This is a genomic window from Pseudomonas sp. 3-2, from assembly GCF_019710535.1.
GTDB lineage: Bacteria > Pseudomonadota > Gammaproteobacteria > Pseudomonadales > Pseudomonadaceae > Aquipseudomonas > Aquipseudomonas pharyngis.
Genome location: NZ_CP081200.1, coordinates 5,168,922 through 5,190,390 on the forward strand (window position 1 = coordinate 5,168,922; position 21,469 = coordinate 5,190,390).

The following is a 21,469-nucleotide window of genomic DNA, read 5'->3' on the forward strand; positions in this document are numbered from 1 at the left end:
TGCCTGATCAGGCCGCTTCCTGAAAGTCCATCTCCGGTGGTTGGCGACGGAAGCCACCGGTCAGCACCGCCAGATACAGCACACCAATCGCCAGCCAACTCAGGCCCAGATACACCGCCAGGTGATCGAGGCTGACCATCAGCCACAAGTCGGCCAGCAGACCGATGAACGGGAAGACCAGGAACAGAACCAGTTCGCGCAGACCTTTTTTATCCCCGCCGATCCAGTAGTGAAAAATCACCGACAGATTGACCAGACTGAACGCCAGGAACGCGCCGAAGTTGATGAACGAGGTCGAGGTGGTCACGTCGAGTTTCAGCGCCAGCAAAGCCACCACCGCACACAGCAGGATGCTGTTGACCGGCGTACCGAAGCGCTCGTGCAAGGTGCCGAAAAACGACTTGGGCAGCACACCGTCACGGCCCATCGCAAACAACAGCCGCGAACCGCTGGCTTGGGCGGACAGACCCGAGGCGAACTGACCGACGATCAGGCCGATCAGGAAGATCGACACGAACAGATCACCGCCGATGTTGCGTGCAATCTCGTAGGCCGCCGAGTCGACGCTGTCGAACTGGAACGACGGATGGGCGATCTGCACAAAATAAGAGACACCGACGAAAATCAGCCCGCCGATGAGGGTGATCAACATGATTGCCCGAGGGATGGTGCGACGTGGATCGCGGGTTTCTTCGGTGAGTGTGCTGACGGCATCGAAGCCGAGGAACGAATAGCAGGCAATGGCCGCGCCGCTCATGATCAGCGGCATCTGCATGTCGCCGTTGAAGAACGGTTTGATCGACCACAGCGGCGCGCTGGCATCACCACCGACGTAATGCACGCACAGCGCGACGAAAGCGATCAGCACCAGGAATTGCACCAGCATCAGCAAGGCGTTGATGCCGTTGGCCAGTTTCAGGCCGATGATGTTGATCGCGCTGGTGATGCCGATGAACGCCAGAACCCAGACCCACTGCGGGATCGACGGGAAGGCCGAAGCCAGATACGCGGCGCCGATCAGCCAGATCGCCATCGGCAGAAACAGATAATCGAGCAGCACCGCCCAACCGGCGATGAAGCCGAGTTTCGGGCTGATGGCCTTGCGCACATAGCTGTAGGCCGAGCCGGCCACCGGGAATGCGGCGGCCATGCGCCCGTAGCTCATGGCGGTGAAGAACATCGCCACCAGCGCCGCCAGATACGCGGCGGGCACCATACCTGCAGTGGATTGGGCGAGGATGCCGAATGTGCCGAGGACAATGATCGGCGTCATGTAGGCGATGCCGAACAGCACCACCGACCCTGGCGAAAGGGTGCGTTGCAAACGAGCCATGGGCGACTTACTCCGGATTTTATTGGATTTATGGCAGAGGCCGAGTTCGGCGAATGTTTCGGGTGTTGCGTTGTTGTTTTTTGGGTAAGGCTTAAAGGTGCGTGATCGTTACCACGCTCTGCGTGGGAACGATCAGGTACAACGGGTCAAGGGATCAGCAGCTCACGTACTCCTGAGGCGTGTTCAACCACCTCCCCCGGCAACCTCAACCGCTGATCATCCAGATACCGATAATCCTTGCGCGCCAGCTCCAGCTGAGCGAAATCCAGCTCGACACTGAACCGCCCTTCCTCACGCCCGGCCTCGAACAGCACCGTGCCCAGCGGATCCACCAGCGCACTGCCGCCGGCAAACATCAACCCGTCATCCCCGGCTTCCACACGGTTGACCATCAGCGCAAACGCCTGGTTTTCCTGGGCCCGGGCCATGATCGCGGTGCGGTGGGTCGGGCCGTACGGGTCCATGTTGCCGTTGGTCACGATCAACAACTCCGCGCCCAGTTGCGCCAGGGCCCGGGCCGATTCCGGGAACTCGATGTCGTAGCAGATCAGCAGACCGACCCGCACACCGTTCCACAGGCAGGTGGCGTAACGGTCACCAGCCTCGAACACACCGCGATCCGAGGCCCAGAGATGGGTCTTGCGATATTTCAGGGCGATGCCTTCGGGGGTAATCAGCAGCGTAGTGTTGTAGAAGCGGCCGTTGTCGTTCTCGGCCATGCCGATCACCACGGCGAGGTTGCGTTCGCGGGCGGCAGCCTGCACCGCGCTGACGGTCGGGCCGTCTACCGGCTCAGCGATCTGCGCCACGGTGGCGGCGGTCGGGAACCCCATCAGGTGGGTCTCGGGGAATACGATCAATTGCGTGTCGGCGGCGCAGGCCGCAATCGCCGCGAGGGCGCGTTCGAGGTTGTACGCCGTGTCTTTGTCACGGCCCGCCAGTTGGGCGAGTTCGACTTTCATGGGCAGTCCTTGTTATGGGCGCCGGGTGCCGAAAGATTGCCCGGCGGCTGTCTGTGGGCCAGTATGCTTCGCATTCGACCGGCCAGGGAATTACGCGGCCGGGGTAACCCGATAGGGGTAGAGGCATGACTCTTTCGTTTGACGACATCACCTGGCACCGCGCCGTCGGACAGTTGATCGACGCCCTCGACAAGCCGAATTTCTGGGCGCAACTGGTGCGCCTGCTCGACCAGTACGTGCCGTTCGATAGCTGGGTGGCGCTGCTGTTCAGCGCCGACCGCCACCCGCAGGTGTTCGCCGAATGCCCCGGTGCCGACGGCAGTCCCGATCAGCTGTTTCAGGATTACCTGCGCGGTCTGTACCTGCTCGACCCGTTCTACATCGCCTGCCGCGAGCAGTCGCGCACCGGGTTGTATCGCCTGTCGGAGGTCGCGCCGGAGCACTTCGAACTGACCGAGTATTACCAGCGATACTTTCGTCTGAATGTGGTGGCCGACGAAATCCAGTTCAATTGCCAGCTCGAGGGCGACCGCACGCTGTGCCTGTCGCTGGGCAGCCAGCAACGCTTCACCGGCGAGCAGATTGCCCTGTTGTCATTGATCCAGCCGTGGGTGCTCGGCCTGTTGCGCCAGCGCCTGCCCTATGAAATCAACGAAACCGTGGCATTGGCTCCGGCGCCTGCGCAACCGGACTGGCGGGTGCAGCTCGAGGCGTCGGTGCAGCAGCTCAAGGGCGCGCAGTTGACCGCGCGGGAACTGGACGTTGGGCGCCTGATGCTCAGCGGTTGCTCCAGTAAAGAAATCGCCCGTAAGCTGGAAATCTCTGTTGAAACCGTGAAAGTCCATAAGAAACACATGTACAGCAAGCTGGGGATCAAATCCCAGTCGGAGCTGTTTTCGATCTTTCTGCAGGCGCAGAACGCCTGACTGCCGCAAAAAAACCGTCCGAACCAAGGAAACCGTATGAGCCTGTCACTCCTGAGCCGCTACGCCTTCTTTGCCGTCTGCGTGATGTTCACCCTCGCCAGCCTGCCCTTTCTCGAACACGACTGGCTGTGGCCGATCACCGCCGTCACCGGGGTGCTGAGCCTGATCGGTCTGTTCGACCTGCTGCAGAGCCCGCATGCGGTGCGCCGCAATTATCCGATCCTGGGCAACATCCGTTATCTGGTCGAAGGCATCCGCCCGGAGATCCGCCAGTACCTGCTCGAATCCGACAGCGACGCCCTGCCCTTCTCCCGCGCCCAGCGTTCGCTGGTGTACTCGCGGGCCAAGAATGAAACCGCCGACAAGCCGTTCGGCACCCTGATCGACGTCTATCAGTCCGGCTTCGAATTCATCGGCCACTCGATGCGTCCGGCGCCGTTGAGCGACCCGAGCAGTTTCCGCGTCACCGTCGGTGGCCCGCAGTGCACCCAGCCGTACTCGGCGTCGGTGTTCAATATTTCGGCCATGAGCTTTGGCTCCCTCAGCGCCAACGCGATCCGTGCGCTGAACCAAGGTGCGAAGCTCGGCAATTTCGCCCACGACACCGGCGAAGGCAGCATCAGCCCCTATCACCGCGAACATGGCGGCGACCTGACCTGGGAACTGGGCAGCGGCTACTTCGGCTGCCGTACCAGCGACGGCCGCTTCGACCCGGAACGCTTCGCCGCCCAGGCGCAGACTCCGCAAGTACGGATGATCGAAATCAAGATGAGCCAGGGCGCCAAACCCGGCCACGGCGGGATCCTGCCCAAGCACAAGGTCACCCGGGAAATCGCCGACACCCGCGGCATCCTGATGGGCGAAGACTGCATTTCACCGTCGCGCCACAGCGCGTTCTCCACGCCGATCGAGATGATGCATTTCATCCAGCAACTGCGTGAACTGTCCGGCGGCAAACCGGTGGGCTTCAAGTTCTGCCTCGGTCATCCGTGGGAGTTCATGGGCATCGCCAAGGCCATGCTGGAAACCGGCATCCTGCCGGACTTCATCGTGGTCGACGGCAAGGAAGGCGGGACCGGCGCCGCACCGGTGGAGTTCACCGACCACATCGGCGTACCGATGCGCGAGGGCCTGTTGTTCGTACACAACACCCTGGTTGGTCTGAATCTGCGGGACAAGATCAAACTCGGCGCCAGCGGCAAGATCGTCAGCGCCTTCGACATCGCCAGCGTGCTGGCCATCGGTGCCGACTGGGCCAACTCGGCGCGCGGCTTCATGTTCGCCATCGGCTGCATCCAGTCGCAAAGCTGCCACACCAACAAGTGCCCGACCGGCGTCGCCACCCAGGACACCCTGCGCCAGCGCGCGCTGGTAGTGCCGGACAAGGCCCAGCGGGTCTACAACTTCCACCGCAATACACTCAAGGCACTGGCGGAAATGCTCGCCGCCGCCGGCCTCGATCATCCTTCGCAACTGTCGGCCAAGCATTTGGTGCGGCGCATGTCGGCGACTGAAATCAAACTGTTCTCGCAGCTGCACGTGTTCCTGAAACCGGGGGAATTGCTCACCGGGGAAGTGAACGGCGAGTTCTATTCGCGGATGTGGCAGATGGCACGGGCGGATAGTTTTGAGCCGCAGGATGGGGTGGCTGCCTGAGTGCTTATTGCATGTCGGCGTCCATGGATGTCGGCACAGAATCCGGGGCAAACAAATAAGCCGAAATGGGAGCGCCGTGGATCGTGATAGAGGGCGTGCATCCCTTGGCGAAAAGCGGCCTGTCAGCATGTAAATCGGCGTCTGTGATCCACCAGATCCTTTGGCTATGACAATCCAGAATCGTTACGCCGTCGAGATAGGTATTCATTACTGGATCCTGAATCAGGCTCAAGGCGTTGCGACGGGTGAGTTTCAAGAAGCCATCCATCGATGAGATCTCAAACCTGGGAGCGATGCCGGTGACGTTGAAATAAGCAAATGTCGGGTACCAAAAAGCGTTGGTTACTACGATTTCGTCTCCCGGGCGAGCTTTTTGATTCAATTGCGCCATCAACTGAGAAAACTGGGTGTCTCTGCGTCTCTCGGTTCCATTCAACCCATCTGTTTGCCAATACACCGTACTCAGCCCATGCAATTGCGCAAAGACGAAAAGCGGCAATGCCGCACTCGCCAACATAAAACGACGCGGCCACCAGATGTCCAAAGCGAGCGCCGCAATCATCGGCAGAGCTGGCGCGGTAAAAACCAGATATCGGGGTACAAGCAACGGTAGAAACAAAGAGATCAGGTAAACAGCAACCAGCGGGATAAAGAAATAGCCCACCAACAGAACACTGTATCGTCGCTCACCCTCGTTATTGATAATGGCTGTCACGGCACACGACACCACCAGAGCAAGGGGCATCAGGTGCCATAGACTCGGTTGGGAGATGCCGTCCCCCATTACGGTGAACTGCCAGACTAATGTCATTGCCCCCTGTAAGGTCACAGGCTCGATCCATCCCAAGCCCTCGGTGAGCGCAAGCTGCGATAAGAGGTGAGGTATCCAGGGCAAATATAGAAAAACGATGGCGACATTCGCGACTAACCATTGCTCTCCCGCCATTCTCGTTGCGTAGCGCTGCACTCCGCTTTGCCACCAAAACAGCCAATGCACCAACATGCACAAACCCGCGAAGTAGTGGGTATAAAACGCTGTAGTCATCAACAACACATACCAAGCCGCGAACCTGGTTTGCTCCGGCCTCCTGGCCCAACACACCAACGCCACCGTAGCGCCCATCAACCAGAACCCCAGCAAGGTATACATCCGCACTTCCTGACTGTAACGAACTGAAACCGGCAATAAAGCCAACAGCAATGCAGCCATCCACACCGCCCGGCGTGTGGCAATCAGGCTCATCAACTTGATACTCAGCAGCAACGTCCCGACATCCGCCAGTGCACTCAGCGCACGGGCCGGCAGCGCTCCTTCGCCCCACAGCAGCACCCAGTAATGCAGCAGGACGTAATAAAGCGGCGGATGCACATCCAGCGCCGTCAATGCCCAGATGCGTGTCGGTGTTTCTCGGGCCAGTAACAGACTGTAGGCCTCGTCATACCAGATACTCGGCACATCAATGGCGTAGAACCGGACGAACAGGGCGAGGGATACAACCGCCAGAAGGGCCAGTCTGTCGATCCTCAAGGAAGTGAACCCGGCGGAGGCGGCAACACTCGCAAGGCTTTTCATGCCTGACGCCCACGAAACAATACAAACCGGAAAAAGCAGTACCCCAGCAACAGATCCAGCAGTGAAAACACCGACACCGTCACCAGTCCGGGCAGACTCCATGCATCGGCGATCACACCTGTGCCGTAACTCAACGCCCCCATCACGCTGATAAACATCAGGTACGCCAGCACCGACGTTCCGGTCTCGAACGTGTAGAGCGCGTTCATGTAAAACGCGAAGGATGCGGCGATGCAAAACGCAGCGAAGTTGCTTGCCGCCTGATCGAGCTGAACCGCACTGGTCAGTACGAAAAAAACCTGCCAGTGGACCAGCGTTGCGGCGAGGCCGATTGCCGTTTGGGCGGGAAATCCTTTCCACAAGATCCTCATCGTCAATCCTTGCTGTCACTGCAACGGGCGGAGCTTTCACGCTAGGGCAAGGTACGGGTGCGGTCTACTGTCAGAAATTACAGGTAGGCGCTGGTTTCTGACCAACGGTCACCATTGCAATAACCGCCCGTGGGGCGGCTCTTTCATGACGATGAAGCCGTAGTCGCCGATCAGGTAGAGGCGGTAATAAAGGCTGTCCACCAAGGGTGGATAGCCCATCAGACCGGCGTGGGTCGCGTTGCGTCGTTCGCGTTCTGCAACCACATTGGTGATGCCCGCCGATGGCAGGGTTTCGGCGAGCATGAAGTAGTCGATGTTCAGCAAGTAACGCAGCACCGGCAGTTGTTTGAACGTCCCTTCCGCCCCCGCGAGCCAGCGGTCGGAGTACGTCACCGAGAGATAAATCCGTTTGGCTTCGCGCAGTTCTCGATGGGACGAGATGTCGTGGCTGAGGCTGTAGAGCGCACTGCTGGCGAAGGTTTTTTCCATCGTCAGCACCCGGCCATAAGCGAAGGACAGTGACAGCGTGGCCAGAAGCGGAATCGCCAACACCAAAGGCAACCGTTGATGCAGCGGCATCAACCCCAGCCAAGCCAGATAGAACAGCAGCATCAACAGCACGCCAAACCCCATCAGGGTGCGTGCGCCTTCGTTGAAGTCGCGAAACAGCAGGGTAAAGCCCGGCACCAGCAGCACAATCAGCGACCATGCCAGCAGGCAACTGAAGCTCAGGAGCAAACCCTTGGCGCGCGGCATTTCGCGCTCGCGCACTTGGCGCCCCAACTGCACGGCGCCGAAGACGGCGCACAGCACCAACACAATACAAACCACCGTGTAGCCGCCGTGAAACAGCAGCGCAACCTTCTCCATCACCCGACCGATATTGACGCCGATCTGCAGCAACGGGTCAGCGCTCGGATTCAGCAATTGCGTGCGTCCGGCGTCAGTGAATGGATAAGCCGTGACGCTGTAGATCGACACTGCCAGCAGCAGTTGCGCCAGCCGCCAGCCCGACCGGTGCCAGAGTTCATCCCATGGCACTCGCCGGTGAACATTCCTGAGCAATTCCAGGCAGCACAACCCGAGAAACACATTCAGGCTGATCTGATACAACCCGATCACCAGCGCCAGCAGCACCGACGGCACCAGCCAACGCTGAATGCGTGAAGCGCCATAAAAAGTGATCGCATAAATCACCGCGACCAGGCTCAGGGCCATGCCGGCGCCGTCGTATTGATAGGACAGGTTCTGCAACAGGAACGGGTTGTACCAGAGTGGCAACGGCACCAGACAACAGGCCAGGGTCGGTTCGGGAAAATAGTGGAAGGTCAGCCGGGTCAGAGCGAACGACATCGCTACGGTGGCGAGCAACAGCGGCAGTGGAAAAATATTCGGCGCAGCGCCGGTGAAGCTCAGCGCCTGATACAGCCAATCCATGAACAACCGCCCCTGCCCCGCCCAGGCGTTGCCGGCAGCGAGGGTGCGCCAGTTGTCGTCGATGTAGGGGAAGTCGGCAAGAATCAGCGGCAGGATGTAGAGCAGCGTGGCGAGCAGGAAGAACAGCACGACCTGACGGCGGCCGAGTTCTCTTACGAGAAAATCGCTGATCCTCATACCTGCGCCTCTGTTCACGGCTGCGCGGGAAACAACGTAGATAAACCTTCGAACATGACTCTGAATCAGAAGTCGTTTTTTGCGCTGATTTCAGACCAGCGGCATCAACCTCGCACCCACGAAAAAGCCCCGGACTTTCGACCGGGGCTTTCAAGTTTCAGCAACAACGAATTACGAAGCCGAACGCACCGCGCCCTGGGACGCATCGCTCGGTTGAAGCTTGAACACGTAGAACAACACGGTCAGCAGCACCAGGAACGCCGGGCCTACATACAGCGCCACACGAGTATCCGGGAAGTACGCCATCAAGCCGACCACCAGCACCAGGAACGCCAGCGCCAGATACGAGCTGACCGGGAACAGCCACATCTTGTACTTCAGGCCCGCACGTTCGCTGGCGCTCAGGCCTTTGCGGAATTTGAGCTGGGCCAGCAGGATCATCACCCAGGTCCAGATCGCGCCGAAGGTGGCAATCGAGGTCACCCAGACGAAGACTTTTTCCGGCACCAGATAGTTGAGCAGCACGCCCAGCAGCAAGGCGAAGATCGACAGCAGCAACGCCCGACGCGGTACGCCGTTGCTCGAGGTGCGAGCGAATCCGGCCGGCGCCTGGCCGTTCTGCGCCAGGCTGTAGAGCATGCGCCCGGTGCTGAAAATGCCGCCGTTGCACGACGACAGTGCAGCGGTAATCACCACGAAGTTGATGATGCCGGCGGCGGTCTTGATGCCCAGACGCTCGAAGGTCATCACGAACGGACTGCCCTGGGTGCCGATTTCGTTCCACGGGTAGATCGACAGGATCACGAACAGCGCGCCGACGTAGAACAGCAGGATCCGCCAGAACACCGAGCCGATTGCATTCGGGATGGTCTTCTGCGGGTTCTTCGCTTCACCGGCGGTCAGGCCGATCATTTCCACACCGAGGTAGGCGAACATCACCATCTGCAGGGACATCAGCACGCCCGTCACGCCGTTGGGCATGAAGCCGCCGTGGGCCCACAGGTTGGAAATCCCCAGCGCCACGCCGTCATTGCCGAAACCGAAGGCGATGATGCCGATGCCGCCGAGCACCATGGCGATGATGGTGACGATCTTGATCAGGGCGAACCAGAACTCGAATTCACCGAAGGCCTTCACCGCGATCAGGTTGATCGAGCCCATGCTGACCAGCGCCGCCAGCGCCCAGATCCAGCGCGGTACATCGGGGAACCAGATGCCCATGTACACCGCCACCGCGGTGATTTCGGCGACGCAGGTTACCAGCCACAGGAACCAGTAGTTCCAGCCGGTGAGAAAGCCCGCCAGCGGGCCGAGGTAATCCTGTGCATAGCGACTGAAGGAGCCGGCAACCGGGTTGTGCACGGCCATTTCGCCGAGGGCGCGCATGATCACCAGGATCGCCAGACCGCCGATGATGTACGAGAGCATGATCGCCGGGCCGGCCATTTCGATGGCCTTGGCCGAACCGAGAAACAGACCGACACCGATACAGGCGCCGAGCGCCATCAGGCGAATATGCCGTTCACCAAGTTCGCGTTTGAGCGGACCGCCTTGAGCGGTTTCGCCATGGGGCGGGTGATTGCCGACTGGCATGGGGGAGTTCCTCGTCTTGTTATTGGATGTGACCACCGAGTGTTCAAGCGTCGGCCGATAAGCCTGCGCCTGGGTAAAACCGGCCCTGCTTCGTGGGCAGGATCGTCCCGCAGAAGCAACCTGCGGGATCAGCGGGGCGTGCAGTATAAAAAGCTTGCGACAGGTTTTTTCACTCTATAAGGCATCTGATTCAGACTTAAACCTCGTCTATTGCGAGGTTTACGAGACAAACCATCCTGCATTTCGAGGATTATTCACGGCGCAAATGGGCGCCGAGTATTGCACAGCAATGGTGCAACGTCATGCCGCGACCAAAGTCGCAGCTGCCTCAGGACCTCTCTGTTCCGGACTTTTCAGGCCTGCGATCACTTGCCGGAGGGTTGCAGCCGGATGTGCAGATTTGTTCAGGGTCCCGCCTTCACAATTTTTTCACCCGCGCCAACCACCGACTAAGCTTCAGACAAGTCCGATCAATCTGCGTGAATGGATCAATCGACTATGGGCGCTTTGTGGCAAACCGATTCGAGTGAAAAAGTGGTTCCGACTGAACGTGTGGATGAAGCGCCTTTACCTGAAAAACCCCGCCGCAACCGGCACGGGTGGAAGGCTTTCTGGCTTCTGGTGGTGATCATCGCGATTGTCGTGGGCCTGGCCGCGATGAAGGAAATGCGCACCTCGCGCTTTCAGTCCCGCGAGGTCAGCCAGTACGCCGCCAAACTCAAGTACGAATTGCAACCGGGGCCCAGCGAAGCGATCCGCTATCCGGGCAACGGGCCGTTCGACCTGCGCCTGGGCTACAGCTCGCTGGACGAGTTCCTGCCACGGCTGCTCAAGCGCAACTACGTGATCACCGAGCAGACGCGCTTCTCCCCGGCCCTGCTCAATTACACCGACAAGGGCTTGTTCGTGCCCTACTCCGAGAAGATCCAGGCCGGGCTGTCGATCACCGATTGCCGCGCAGCGCCGTTGTATCAGTACAACTATCCGCAGCAGCTGTACGCGAGTTTCGATTCGATCCCGCCGGTGGTGGTCAACAGCCTGCTGTTCATCGAAAACCGTTTTCTGCTCGACCCAAAGCAACCGCTGGCCAACCCGGCGGTGGACTGGCCGCGCTTCGGCATGGCCGCGTGGTCGCAGGTCGCCAAGTTGCTGCACTTGCCGGGGCAGTCGGCCGGTGGCAGTACTTTGGCCACGCAACTTGAGAAATACCGCCACTCGCCTGACGGCCTGACGGTGTCCGGCGCGGAGAAGATTCGCCAGATGATTTCCGCCAGCGTGCGCGCCTATCAGGGCGGCCCGGACACCTTGCCGGCGCGGCAGAACATCATTCGTGACTACCTCAACAGCGTGCCGCTGTCGGCGGTGCCGGGACATGGCGAAGTGCACGGCATGGCCGAGGGCCTGCGGGTCTGGTACGGCGCCGATTTCAACGAGGCCAACCGCAAACTCTCCAGCTCGGCGACCGATCCGCAGTCCATGGCGGACAAGGGCCTGGCCCTGCGCGAAATGCTCTCGCTGATGATCGCTCAGCGCCGTCCTTCGCATTACCTGACCAAGGGCCGCGAGGAACTGGTCGAACTGACAAACAGCCACCTGCGCCTGCTCAAACAGAACGGTGTGATCGACGCCGCCCTGGCCGATGCCGCGCTGGCCAGCACCATCAGCTATCGCGACTGGCAGACCCAGCCGACGATTCAACCGATCGAGACCAACAAGGGCATCAGTGTCGCCCGCAGCCGGTTGGCATCGATGCTCAACCGTCCGCTGTACGACCTTGACCGCCTCGACCTCTCCGCCACCAGCACCCTGCAAGGCGAGCTGCAAACCCAGGCCACCGCCTATCTGAAACGACTGGCTGACCCGGCCTATGCGACCGAAGTCGGCCTGATGGGCGAACGCCTGCTGACGCCCACCAGCACTACTCAGGTGCGTTACAGCTTCACCCTGTTCGAGCTGACCCCGGACGGTTCACGTGTGCGGGTGCAGACCGACAGCACCGATCAGCCGTTCGACATCAACGAAGGCAGCAAACTGGAGCTGGGCTCCACGGCGAAAATGCGGGTGCTGACCACCTACCTGCAAATCATCGCCGAGCTGCATGACAAATACGCCGCCATGAGCGTGCCGGAGCTGAAGAAAGTCGAGGTCCCTGAACAGGATCGCCTGAGCCGGTGGGTGGTCGATTACCTGATCCAGAACAAGGATCGCGATCTGTCGAAATTGCTCGGCGCAGCCCTTGATCGCAAATACTCGGCCAGTCCCGGCGAAGCTTTTTTTACCGGTGGCGGGCTGCACACGTTTCATAACTTTCGCAAGGAAGACAACGGCCGCCTGCCGACCCTGCGCGATGCCCTGCGCGAATCGATCAACCTGCCGTTCATTCGCCTGATGCGCGATCTGGTGCGCTACACCACCTACTCAGGCCCCAACAACAGCGCCGAGCTGCTCAAGGACGACCGCGACCCAAGACGTCAGGAATACCTCGCCTCGTTCGCCGATCGCGAGGGCACCTCGTTCCTGCTCAAGTTCTGGAAGAAGTACCGCAACAAGGACACCCAGGCCCGGCTCGATACCTTCCTCGACAGCATGCGCCCGACCCCGATCCGAATGGCCGCCGTGCACCGTTACCTGCTGCCCAACGCCAGCCAGGAGGACTTCAACACCTTTGTGCGCTCGCACCTCAAGGGCGTAAAAATTACCGAGAAACTCACCGACGAACGCCTGGAGCGGCTCTATCTGGCCTACGGCCCCGGCACCTACGACCTGCCGGATCAGGGCTTCATCGCCAAGGTTCACCCGCTGGACCTGTGGATGATCGGCTACCTGCTCAACCACCCCGATGCGACCTTCAAGGACATCGTCAAGGCCAGCCAGTTCGAGCGCCAGGAAGTCTACAGCTGGCTGTTCAAAAGCCGGCACAAGGGCGCACGTGACAGCCGCATCCGCACCATGCTGGAGATCGAAGCGTTCCTCGACATTCATCAGCGCTGGCAGAAAGTCGGCTACCCGTTCGATCACCTGGTGCCGTCGCTGGCCACCGCCATCGGCAGCTCCGGGGATCGCCCCGCCGCATTGGCCGAACTGATCGGCACCATCCTCAACGACGGTGTGCGCATGCCGACCCTGCGCATCGACAGCCTGCACTTTGCCGCTGGCACGCCTTACGAAACGAAACTGGTCAATGATCCTCATGTGGGCAAACGGGTGATGCCGTCCGAAGTCGCCACGGCGATGCGTGAAGCGCTGTCGCAAGTGGTGGACTCGGGAACCGCCAAACGTGTTTCCGGCAGTTTCAAACTGGCCGATGGAACACCGCTGACCATGGGCGGCAAGACCGGCACAGGCGACAACCGGATCGAAGCGATTGGCTCCGGAGGACGGATTCTCAGTTCGAAGTCGATCAACCGCACGGCGACCTTCGTGTTCTACATCGGCGACCACCATTTCGGCACGCTCACAGCGTTCGTTCCGGGGCGCTCGGCCGAGAACTTCAAATTCACCTCGGCCCTGCCGGTGCAAGTGCTCAAGGGCATGGCACCGATCCTGATGCCGTACCTGCAACCGGGCAGCGACTCGCAGTGCCTGCCCCCTGCAAACACAGCGGTGGCGGCACTGAGTACGGGCACTTGAAACGGATTCAAAGCCGGGGTGTTATTTATATGTTTTATACATATCAATATTCAATGGATCCGCGATAAACCCCAGCATTCCCAAACAGGCTTTTGAACTAATCATTCCGAGTCTTGAACGTTAGTCTGAAAACTCACGACTTATTCAAGGCTTCACCAATGACTGCAATAAATGAATACAAAGGGCAACATTACGAATTGATAAAATCGCGTATCGACGCTGTTTATCTTGATATGCGCTGGCATCGAAACAATGCATTGCGACATGTTCCGCTGCATCGTCATATGTGGATGACCGATTTGCCGGCCAACCATGCCGAACGCCTGGACAGCGCCAACAAAAAGGCCTGGAGCACGCAGAACAAGGTTGACCGGATACTGTCGCGTTTGCAGGACATTCGTGCATTCGCCGAGCCATTGTTGCGGGCAAAGTTGTTTGAGCAATACAAAATCAATGTCGACGTCGAAAACACCTGTTTGCGACTGTATGTCCCCAAGGAAAGCAGTTGGTGGGTGATTCAAGTTTCAAAAGGATATAGCGCAAGAACCGTGTCGCTCCTCGATGCGGCCCTTCATAACTTCGCCTATGACGAAACATTCGCAAAAGACTCGGCTTTCGTCGTCAAGACCGATCCTGCGCGCGACCTGTTCGATGTATCACCGATCAATAGCCGGATCAGTGTCAGCCAGTTTCAGGCGCTGTGCCGCGAACTGGACATCGGCGCGCAGTACAAGGCCCACCTCGAAACGTTCCTGCTCGAGCGGGACCCGGTCTCTGTTGCCTATCTGAAACTCCAGGTCCAGCGCAGCCAGCAATCGGCGCTCAAGGCTGCCGCGCACATCGCGCTGGCGAAAAACGACATCAGCCGTCAGGGGCACGCACTGGTCCGCGAACTGCTCGAAGGTCGGCAGCAATTGAAGCTCGATCAGCAATCCATGCAGCTCTGCGATCTGGGCATGATGGACCTCACGCTCACCGGGATCCTGATCATCAGGCCCGATCCCGATACACCGCAGCGCTCACAGAAAATGATCGCCTATGTACCTCACGACCCCGAGCATCCGCTCAAGGAATACCCGTCCATCCCGGATTTCATGAACGAACTGAGCCGGCAACTGCGCGACAACAACGTCCTGCCATCGACCGGCATGACCTACCGTCAGTTCTTCAGCCAGTTTGTCGATCACGAACAACGCGGACATTTTTTCGCCGACCTCGAGCAACGTCTCACGTACGTCAAGTGGTATCCGAGGGAGCCGGGTGATCCGCGTCCGTCCTGGCGTGAAACTCCGGTGAGCAATCCCCAGTTGCAGTTCAGCGCCCCGCCGATCAACCAGCCGCTGTGGACTCACCTTTACCAGCAACGACTGAACAAGATTCTCAATGACGCCCGGGGCATCGCGGTGCCCACTGCCGACGCGGACAGCCAGGCGCGCTGGGCCTGGTGGGAAAACTTCAAGAAAATCGCTTCGGATATCTTCAATGCAGCGCTGCTGGTGATGACACCTTTCGTACCGTTTCTGGGCGAACTCATGCTCGCCTATACCGCGTACCAGCTTACGAACGAAGCAGTCGAAGGCATGGTGGACCTGGCCGAGGGGCATTTCGCCGAAGTGGGCGAACATGTGCTGGGGGTGGTGACCGACGTCCTGCAACTGGCGGCATTCGGCGCCGGCGTGACGATCGGCAACACCTTTCGCCTGAAGCTTTCACCGCTGATCGAAGGGATGAGGCCCGTGCGCTCGTTCGACGGCAAGACCCGCCTCTGGCACCCGGATCTCACACCCTATGAGCAACCGACACTGGCACCGAACCCGACATCGAAACCCGACACCCTCGGTCTGCACCAGGTCGCGGGCAGAACCGTCCTGCCCCTGGAGGGCAAGCATTACCAGGTGCTGTACGACATCTCCAGCGACCAATATCGAATCCTGCACCCGACGCGCTCACAAGCCTACGCTCCCCAATTGCGCCACAACGGCCTGGGTGCCTGGGTCCACGAAGGCGAACGGCCCCAGGACTGGGAAGGATCGACCCTGATGCGACGGATCGGGCATTCCGTCGATGACTACACGCCCGCCGAGCTGGAAACACTGCGCCGCATCAGCGGCACGCCGGATGACTCATTACGCCGGATGCATGTCGACAACGCCGCTCCGCCACCGCTGCTGGCCGACACCGTCGCCCGTTTCGATACCTGGGATCGAACCCGCGGTGCGAGCCAGCTCGTGCGTCACGGGCAACCCTTGCCCGCCGACTCCTACTGGTTTGAAACCATCGCGGCGAACCTGCCGGGATGGCCAGCGGATAAAGGGCTGAGAGTCTTCGAGCAAGCCGACCTGACCGGCAGCCACCGCCAGTACGGCAACGCCGCAGCGCCCTCCGACAAGATGCTGGACATCAGTCTTGCCGACCTGATGGCTGGCCGGCTGCCGGAGCGTCTGCCCGGTTTTCTGAGTGAATCCGACATGACCGCCGTGCTGGGCAGACATTACCCCCAGGACTTGCAGGTCCAGGCGCTGCGCAATCGGATGGCGCAAGCCGTCGAGGCGCGAACCCCCGAGATTTTCGATTACGAGTACCGATTCAGGAACCGCTCCGGCAATCCGCAGGTGAATCTGCTGCAGCGCCGACTCCCGCAACTGCCATCGGCGGTCGCTCAGCCCCTGCTGGAGCAGGCGACGCCCGCGGAACGACAGCTCATGTCCGAACAGCAGCGCATTCCCCTGCGCCTGAAGAACCTGGCCCGTGAAAGTGCCTTCGAAGCGCGGGCGGCCCGTGCCGTCGAAGGCCTCTACGAACCGGCATTGCTGGTGCCCGATACCGAGCGCCTGGCTCTCAATGCCCTGCGACTGCATGTCGACGCCTTCGCCGACTTGCGCATCGAAGTACGCGACGGCACCACTGAAGGACCGCTGCGTTGCCGTGCCGGGGCCGAAGACGCGATCACCGTGCGAATCCTGGTCAGGGACGAGCATGGCCGCTATGAAGTGCACGATGGCGAGAACAGGCTGCTCCACGGTGCCGACAGTCTCTATGAAGCCGTCCTGTCAGCCCTGCCGGTGACAAAACGCAACGCACTGGGCTATCGCCCGGGGCAAGGGGAACTGTTCAGGCAATGGGTGATGGCCAAGGCCCATACACCCGCCGAGCGCCGGACACTGCTTGCCCGGCCGCCCCTGCGGGCGTTCGTGCCACGGCAGACCGAACTGCTGGTGCAGGGCAAGGGGCTGTCCAAGGTACGCTGGCCGTTCACCGAGAAAACCGTCGAAACCAAGGTGCAGGAACTCTATCCGCACTTTGACCGGGGCGAGGTGGCTGCCTTCACCCGTTCGTTGCAGGCCAAGGGCGATCCCCACCAGGAAATCGAACGGCTGAAGCTTGAGCGGACAAACCTGAGGAACACCCTGGAGAACTGGCGCCAACGCTATCTGAGCGGATTCGAGCCGGACGACGCCGGCCGCCTGCCCGACGCCTACTGGGAGTTCGAGCGCAAGGGCGGTCGGCTGATCATGGAGCGTCTGGTGGATTGCTTCGACAGGATTGGCGAGGTGTTCGGCGAACGCGGCACCCGTCTGGAGGACGGTTACACCCTGGACCTGTCCTCACAACTACTGCCGCACAATCTCGAACGCTGGTGGCCACCCTTGCCGGAACTCAAACCGTATCTGGAACAAATCACGACGCTGAGCCTCGATGCCCAGCAGTTCTCACCCGGGCCACGGGGTCTGCTCAAGAACTTTCCCAATCTGCAGCAACTCAGTGCCAGGAACTGTGGCTTGCGAAGCCTGCCCGACAACATCGGCAATATGACGCAGCTCAGAACCCTGCGACTCAGTGACAACATGATCGAGCTGACGCCGTCCGCCATCGAGCAGATGCAGAGACTCGAACGCCTGGAAATCCTGCGACTGGACAACAATCCATTGGGCGACCCGCCGCCCGTGCAGCGCATGCCCTGGCTCAAGGTCCTGAACCTGTCCAATACCGATCTCAAGGCCTGGCCGCCCGGGGTATTCAGTCTTGCCCGACCGAAGGGCTTTTTCCTCGATCTGCGCAGAAATCGGCTGCGTTCCATACCCGACGTCGCCCCAGGCTCGGACAAGGCCCTTCTCATCGCCCGTACCCGAGTCGACCGGGAAAAACTGCCGCCCGACCTTCGCATGACTTACGAACAGTACCGGGAGTCCGTGGGGTTGATGCCTGCCGTCAAGTATCGGTTGCCTGCCGCAGATCTGCTGGAGAAATGGACGCCCGACGAAGATGCATCGCTGTACAGCGAATCACCCGGCATCGGTATCCACCGCGCAGAGGATTGGCATGAACTGATTAACGAGCCGGATTCCGAAGGTTTTTTCAAGGTCATCCAGGACCTGACCCGTTCCGCCGACTACCGCCAGGGGGGACGCGCTCGCGCACAACTGACCGACCGCGTATGGCGCATGGTGGACGCCATGACACTCGACCCGATGCTGCGCGAAGAACTGTTGCTCATGTCCACCGAACCGGAGGGCTGTGAGGACGCCGGCGCCCAGCTGTTCAACAACATGGGGGTAAAAGTGCTGGCCACGGAAGCCTTGAGCTTCTCCACTACCCTCGCCGAAACCGAAGCCCGACTGGTGACGCTGGCCAAAGGGTCGGCGCGCCTTGAGCAAGTGGGTGAAATTGCCCGTGCCGATATCAAGGCACGTGGGCCGGACAGCAACCCCGATCAGGTCGAGGTGCATCTGGCGTATGAAACCGGACTGGCCAGGCGTCTGGATCTGCCCTGGCAGTCCGAGGCCATGAGGTTTCGCCCGGTGGCAGGCGTCACTGACGAGGCGATCGACAAAGCCTACGGGAAGATCATTGCAGCCGAAGCCGGCGACGGGCTGGTCAATCAAATGATCGAGCAACCGTTCTGGGATCGCTATCTGCGCCAGACCTACCCGAGCGATTTCGCCAGTAATACAGCGCTGTTCCATGACCGGCTGGAGCTGCTGTCATTGCGCCGGGAATGGCAGCGGGCACCCAGCCAAAGCGAGCAGCAGACCCTGTTGAAAAGCCTGGTGAGACTGGCGGACAAACTGTCCATCCCGCTGGACCAGGTCCTGACGGAGGAGCCATTGACCGATGCCGTCTACGAGAGCCTGCAACGCGACATCGGTTACGAGGAAAAGGGACTGAGCAGACGCCTGACCCGCGAAGCCATGGCCCGGGCCGGGATCTGATCTTCGACCGGTGTACGTGAGGCAAGCGCGCAATACCCTTCGCAACGCCATGCCAGGCCCGGGATCACGCTCCCGGTGCCCTGGCATTGAACAGCAGCATCACGGTGCCGCTGTAATCCCCCGGCCGGAATCCTCCGGTCGGTTTCAACGGTTCTATCTCCAGCAGCACTCGCTTGCCCACCGCCGCCTCCTCCTGTGACAGCACGAGTCGGGAAGGCACTTCAGGCCCGAGCACTACGCCATTGAAAGTGACCTTCAGCCAGATGTCCTCGCTCGACCTGCCGTTCGACAGATGCGCAGGGCTGTCCAGACGTGCCTCTATAGCGCTGGAGTCATGCCGCACATCGAAGTGCTTGCTCAGCGTGCTAAGCGTCTCGCTGCCGGGATTCCAGACCAGGCGCTGGACCCGGTGGATCCAGTCCGGTTCGGCGGGCACGATATAGAACGGCCGACTTGGAATCGTCAGGGACACCTCGAAAACGTGTTCCTCGCGGGCCCCCCATGTCGGGTGACTGGTCAGTGCGGTGATTGCCATCAATGCAAGGACGGCACATTGCTTGTTCATGTTCTTTACCTGCCGCGTCAATGGAAACCGCCGTCAGCGGCTCGTCACCCTCAAGTCTTTTTTGCTGTCGCCTTCGATCAACTTGAAGCGGTACTCGCGGCCCTTCTCCTTGTCGAAGGCAAACGTCTTGCCGGCCAGGATATGGTGCTTGGTGGTCGCGCCGCAGTCGGTTTCGTTACTCAGGGAACAGCTCTTGAACTCATCGACGATGACCACGGTGTTGCCGCTGTTGCGCAGCTCATAGCGATCGCCCGTTTCATTGACGACGGTCTCGAACCGGGCGTCCCTGGGCCGTACGAAAAAGATCGTGCCGAAACCGGTCATCAGGTTGACCCCGGCCGACAACGCCTCCTTGTAGGCGTCACGCTCCTGCTCGCTCACCACGAATTCATCCTCCTTCTCAGGCACCACCGGCACGAAACGCACCCGGAAATAGCGCTCGCGATCCCGCTCGCCCATGTACAGCAGGCGTGTGCCCTGCATGCCTTTGGTCGGCACGATCAACCGCGCCGGGCTGGCCATGAGGCCATTGCGCGACGCGCCGTCGGTGGCCGTCTCGATCGGGATTTCCTGCGGTTTGCCCTGATCGTCATAGACGATTTCCAGCACGTTGACCTTGACGAAGGCCGTGCTGTCGCCGCTGTTGAATACACGTTTGAGGTAGGTGCTCTTGTCACCATCCAGATAGTCGTACACCGTGCCGACATTGATCTGCGGCCCGGCCAGTGCGGGTCCGCCGAGCAGCCCGAGCAGTGAAAGCAGAAACAGGCGTGTCATCGTCTTCAACCTTTTGAAAGATGTAAGGGGTTGATCCGGAGGGTCAGACTTCCGAGTCCCAGATAATGGTGATGCGCCCCGTGAGCGTGTCGTTGACGCCGGGTCGCAATAGAAACTCGATGTCCCGCTGAGAAATCGAAAAATGCAGGTTGCCGGGCTTGCGGTCCACATAGTGGGTGGGCTGGAAAGGGCCTATCCACAAGTTGTGGTGCAGCGTGCCCGTCCAGCCATCGCCACCACCCGGGCCGACGATTCCCCCCGGCACACTGAGCTTGACGGTCGCCCTGGTGGATCGGCCTGTCGGACTGCGCAAATTGCACTCCTCACCGCCCAGCGAATCGCACGTCATCTGGATCTTGAAGCGTGACGACGCCGAGAGAAAGTAAGGCTGATCACGGAAGATCTTGGTCGGCTTGCGGCCGCTGTCGAGCCAGCTCTGCCAGCCCCCGGCCGGTTCAAGGGTGACCTTGTTGCCTCCCGGTGGCAGATCGACCTTCAGGGTGTGTTGTACATCCAGTACGAAATCCAGAGTCAGGTTGCTGTCGTCCGGGTACATCTGCATGCCGAGATCGAAATCACCACCGGGACCAAGGGTGTAGGACAACGAGCCGGTATAGAGCCCCGACGACATGCCCAGCGGATTGGGCGTGCGCAGTTCGTAAGCGAAATCCATCGTTCTGAAAGCCATCCCCGGAATCAGGAAAGCCGTTACCTTGGTACAGCTTGCTTCCACCGGCGTTTTCCAGAAAAACCGATACGTCGAAGGCGTGTAGGCACCCACGCCGCTGTACTGACAGGGCGCCGGCGCGTAAACCCAACTGCTGGTGGTCCAGAGTTTTTGATGACCTTCGAGGATGTCCGATACTCCGACCAGATTGGCGGCCGTATCGCTCAGCACAAAATCGGAGCCGATGCCGATGACCCGCACTTCGACGGTTTCGGTTTCCTGGGTGTCCCGGTTGGTGACTGTCAATGGCCTCCAGTTGGCTGGCACCTTCAGTGAAAGCGGAAACCCGGCTGTCATGAAGCGACTGGAAGTGAAACGAATCGGCAACTCGATACTGAACATCTGGTTGTCGACGCATTGATCCGGCCATACCGCGCAATAACCGCTGTTGGGCGTCTGGTTGATGAATACATTTTTGTTCGGATGCGCAGGATCAGGCTGGAACAAGGCACGGATTTCCTGATTCGCCGCCCCTGCCTGCGAGGCGCTCAGCGCCGTCAGCAACCCCAGCCAACACGTCATCTTTTTCATG

13 protein-coding genes are annotated in these 21,469 nt (G+C 60.2%); 4 read left to right on the forward strand and 9 right to left on the reverse strand.

The genetic code is table 11. From position 1 onward, the window contains the following. Positions 1-7: 7 nt before the first annotated feature. Both K3819_RS23435 and K3819_RS23440 read right to left on the reverse strand, forming a co-directional pair. On the reverse strand, positions 8-1,333 hold the full coding sequence (locus K3819_RS23435) for an APC family permease (RefSeq protein WP_221398037.1): 1,326 nt from the start codon (positions 1,331-1,333) through the stop codon (positions 8-10). A gap of 146 nt (positions 1,334-1,479) precedes the next feature. Further along, positions 1,480-2,295: a carbon-nitrogen hydrolase family protein gene (locus K3819_RS23440; protein ID WP_221398038.1), complete on the reverse strand. Its 816-nt coding sequence runs from the start codon at positions 2,293-2,295 to the stop codon at positions 1,480-1,482. A 125-nt stretch (positions 2,296-2,420) separates the two neighbouring features. Here K3819_RS23440 and K3819_RS23445 point away from each other — a divergent pair, with 125 nt between their 5' ends. Both K3819_RS23445 and K3819_RS23450 read left to right on the forward strand, forming a co-directional pair. Further along, positions 2,421-3,221: a LuxR C-terminal-related transcriptional regulator gene (locus K3819_RS23445; RefSeq protein ID WP_011335770.1), complete on the forward strand. Its 801-nt coding sequence runs from the start codon at positions 2,421-2,423 to the stop codon at positions 3,219-3,221. A gap of 36 nt (positions 3,222-3,257) precedes the next feature. Further along, positions 3,258-4,877, forward strand: coding sequence for an FMN-binding glutamate synthase family protein (locus K3819_RS23450; RefSeq protein ID WP_085610893.1), 1,620 nt, complete (start codon positions 3,258-3,260; stop codon positions 4,875-4,877). A 4-nt stretch (positions 4,878-4,881) separates the two neighbouring features. Here K3819_RS23450 and K3819_RS23455 read toward each other — a convergent pair whose 3' ends face one another. The 4 genes from K3819_RS23455 to K3819_RS23470 all read right to left on the reverse strand — a co-directional run bounded on the left by K3819_RS23455 (position 4,882) and on the right by K3819_RS23470 (position 10,028). Further along, positions 4,882-6,450: a glycosyltransferase family 39 protein gene (locus tag K3819_RS23455; RefSeq protein ID WP_221398039.1), complete on the reverse strand. Its 1,569-nt coding sequence runs from the start codon at positions 6,448-6,450 to the stop codon at positions 4,882-4,884. Then, positions 6,447-6,821: a GtrA family protein gene (locus tag K3819_RS23460; protein ID WP_085610895.1), complete on the reverse strand. Its 375-nt coding sequence runs from the start codon at positions 6,819-6,821 to the stop codon at positions 6,447-6,449. The genes K3819_RS23455 and K3819_RS23460 overlap by 4 nt, the downstream gene beginning before the upstream one ends. Positions 6,822-6,929: 108 nt before the next feature. After that, positions 6,930-8,435, reverse strand: coding sequence for a glucosyltransferase domain-containing protein (locus K3819_RS23465; protein ID WP_221398040.1), 1,506 nt, complete (start codon positions 8,433-8,435; stop codon positions 6,930-6,932). A 171-nt stretch (positions 8,436-8,606) separates the two neighbouring features. Further along, positions 8,607-10,028, reverse strand: a complete 1,422-nt coding sequence (locus K3819_RS23470) for an amino acid permease (RefSeq protein ID WP_115079077.1) — start codon at positions 10,026-10,028, stop codon at positions 8,607-8,609. Positions 10,029-10,526: 498 nt separating this feature from the next. On the opposite strand from K3819_RS23470, the gene K3819_RS23475 reads away from it, so the two are divergent. Together K3819_RS23475 and K3819_RS23480 are read left to right on the forward strand one after the other, a co-directional pair. Next, positions 10,527-13,658: a transglycosylase domain-containing protein gene (locus K3819_RS23475; RefSeq protein ID WP_085610897.1), complete on the forward strand. Its 3,132-nt coding sequence runs from the start codon at positions 10,527-10,529 to the stop codon at positions 13,656-13,658. Positions 13,659-13,948: 290 nt separating this feature from the next. Then, the gene (locus K3819_RS23480) at positions 13,949-18,868 is read left to right on the forward strand and encodes an NEL-type E3 ubiquitin ligase domain-containing protein (protein WP_260328992.1); all 4,920 of its coding nucleotides are present in this window, start codon (positions 13,949-13,951) and stop codon (positions 18,866-18,868) included. Between the two features lie 64 nt (positions 18,869-18,932). Here the strand turns inward: K3819_RS23480 and K3819_RS23485 are convergent, their stop codons facing one another. From K3819_RS23485 to K3819_RS23495, 3 genes are read right to left on the reverse strand one after another with little or no spacing between them, the layout of a single operon-like run. Beyond that, positions 18,933-19,433 carry a CS1 type fimbrial major subunit gene (locus K3819_RS23485; protein WP_221398042.1) on the reverse strand — a complete coding sequence of 167 codons (501 nt, stop codon included), beginning with the start codon at positions 19,431-19,433 and terminating at the stop codon, positions 18,933-18,935. A gap of 33 nt (positions 19,434-19,466) precedes the next feature. After that, positions 19,467-20,210: a pilus assembly protein gene (locus K3819_RS23490; RefSeq protein WP_085610899.1), complete on the reverse strand. Its 744-nt coding sequence runs from the start codon at positions 20,208-20,210 to the stop codon at positions 19,467-19,469. A 43-nt stretch (positions 20,211-20,253) separates the two neighbouring features. After that, a complete protein-coding gene (locus K3819_RS23495; RefSeq protein ID WP_221398043.1) occupies positions 20,254-21,468 on the reverse strand; it encodes a hypothetical protein in 1,215 nt (404 codons plus the stop codon). Position 21,469 lies beyond the last annotated feature (1 nt).

What these genes read in the sequence shown, in the direction of transcription:
- K3819_RS23480 (WP_260328992.1), top strand. Translation starts at nt 13,949, where the DNA reads ATGACCGATTTGCCGGCCAACCATGCCGAACGCCTGGACAGCGCCAAC.
- K3819_RS23450 (WP_085610893.1), top strand. Translation starts at nt 3,258, where the DNA reads ATGAGCCTGTCACTCCTGAGCCGCTACGCCTTCTTTGCCGTCTGCGTG.
- K3819_RS23470 (WP_115079077.1), bottom strand. Translation starts at nt 10,028, where the DNA reads ATGCCAGTCGGCAATCACCCGCCCCATGGCGAAACCGCTCAAGGCGGT.
- K3819_RS23465 (WP_221398040.1), bottom strand. Translation starts at nt 8,435, where the DNA reads ATGAGGATCAGCGATTTTCTCGTAAGAGAACTCGGCCGCCGTCAGGTC.
- K3819_RS23435 (WP_221398037.1), bottom strand. Translation starts at nt 1,333, where the DNA reads ATGGCTCGTTTGCAACGCACCCTTTCGCCAGGGTCGGTGGTGCTGTTC.
- K3819_RS23490 (WP_085610899.1), bottom strand. Translation starts at nt 20,210, where the DNA reads ATGACACGCCTGTTTCTGCTTTCACTGCTCGGGCTGCTCGGCGGACCC.
- K3819_RS23445 (WP_011335770.1), top strand. Translation starts at nt 2,421, where the DNA reads ATGACTCTTTCGTTTGACGACATCACCTGGCACCGCGCCGTCGGACAG.
- K3819_RS23440 (WP_221398038.1), bottom strand. Translation starts at nt 2,295, where the DNA reads ATGAAAGTCGAACTCGCCCAACTGGCGGGCCGTGACAAAGACACGGCG.
- K3819_RS23485 (WP_221398042.1), bottom strand. Translation starts at nt 19,433, where the DNA reads ATGAACAAGCAATGTGCCGTCCTTGCATTGATGGCAATCACCGCACTG.
- K3819_RS23495 (WP_221398043.1), bottom strand. Translation starts at nt 21,468, where the DNA reads ATGAAAAAGATGACGTGTTGGCTGGGGTTGCTGACGGCGCTGAGCGCC.
- K3819_RS23455 (WP_221398039.1), bottom strand. Translation starts at nt 6,450, where the DNA reads ATGAAAAGCCTTGCGAGTGTTGCCGCCTCCGCCGGGTTCACTTCCTTG.
- K3819_RS23460 (WP_085610895.1), bottom strand. Translation starts at nt 6,821, where the DNA reads ATGAGGATCTTGTGGAAAGGATTTCCCGCCCAAACGGCAATCGGCCTC.
- K3819_RS23475 (WP_085610897.1), top strand. Translation starts at nt 10,527, where the DNA reads ATGGGCGCTTTGTGGCAAACCGATTCGAGTGAAAAAGTGGTTCCGACT.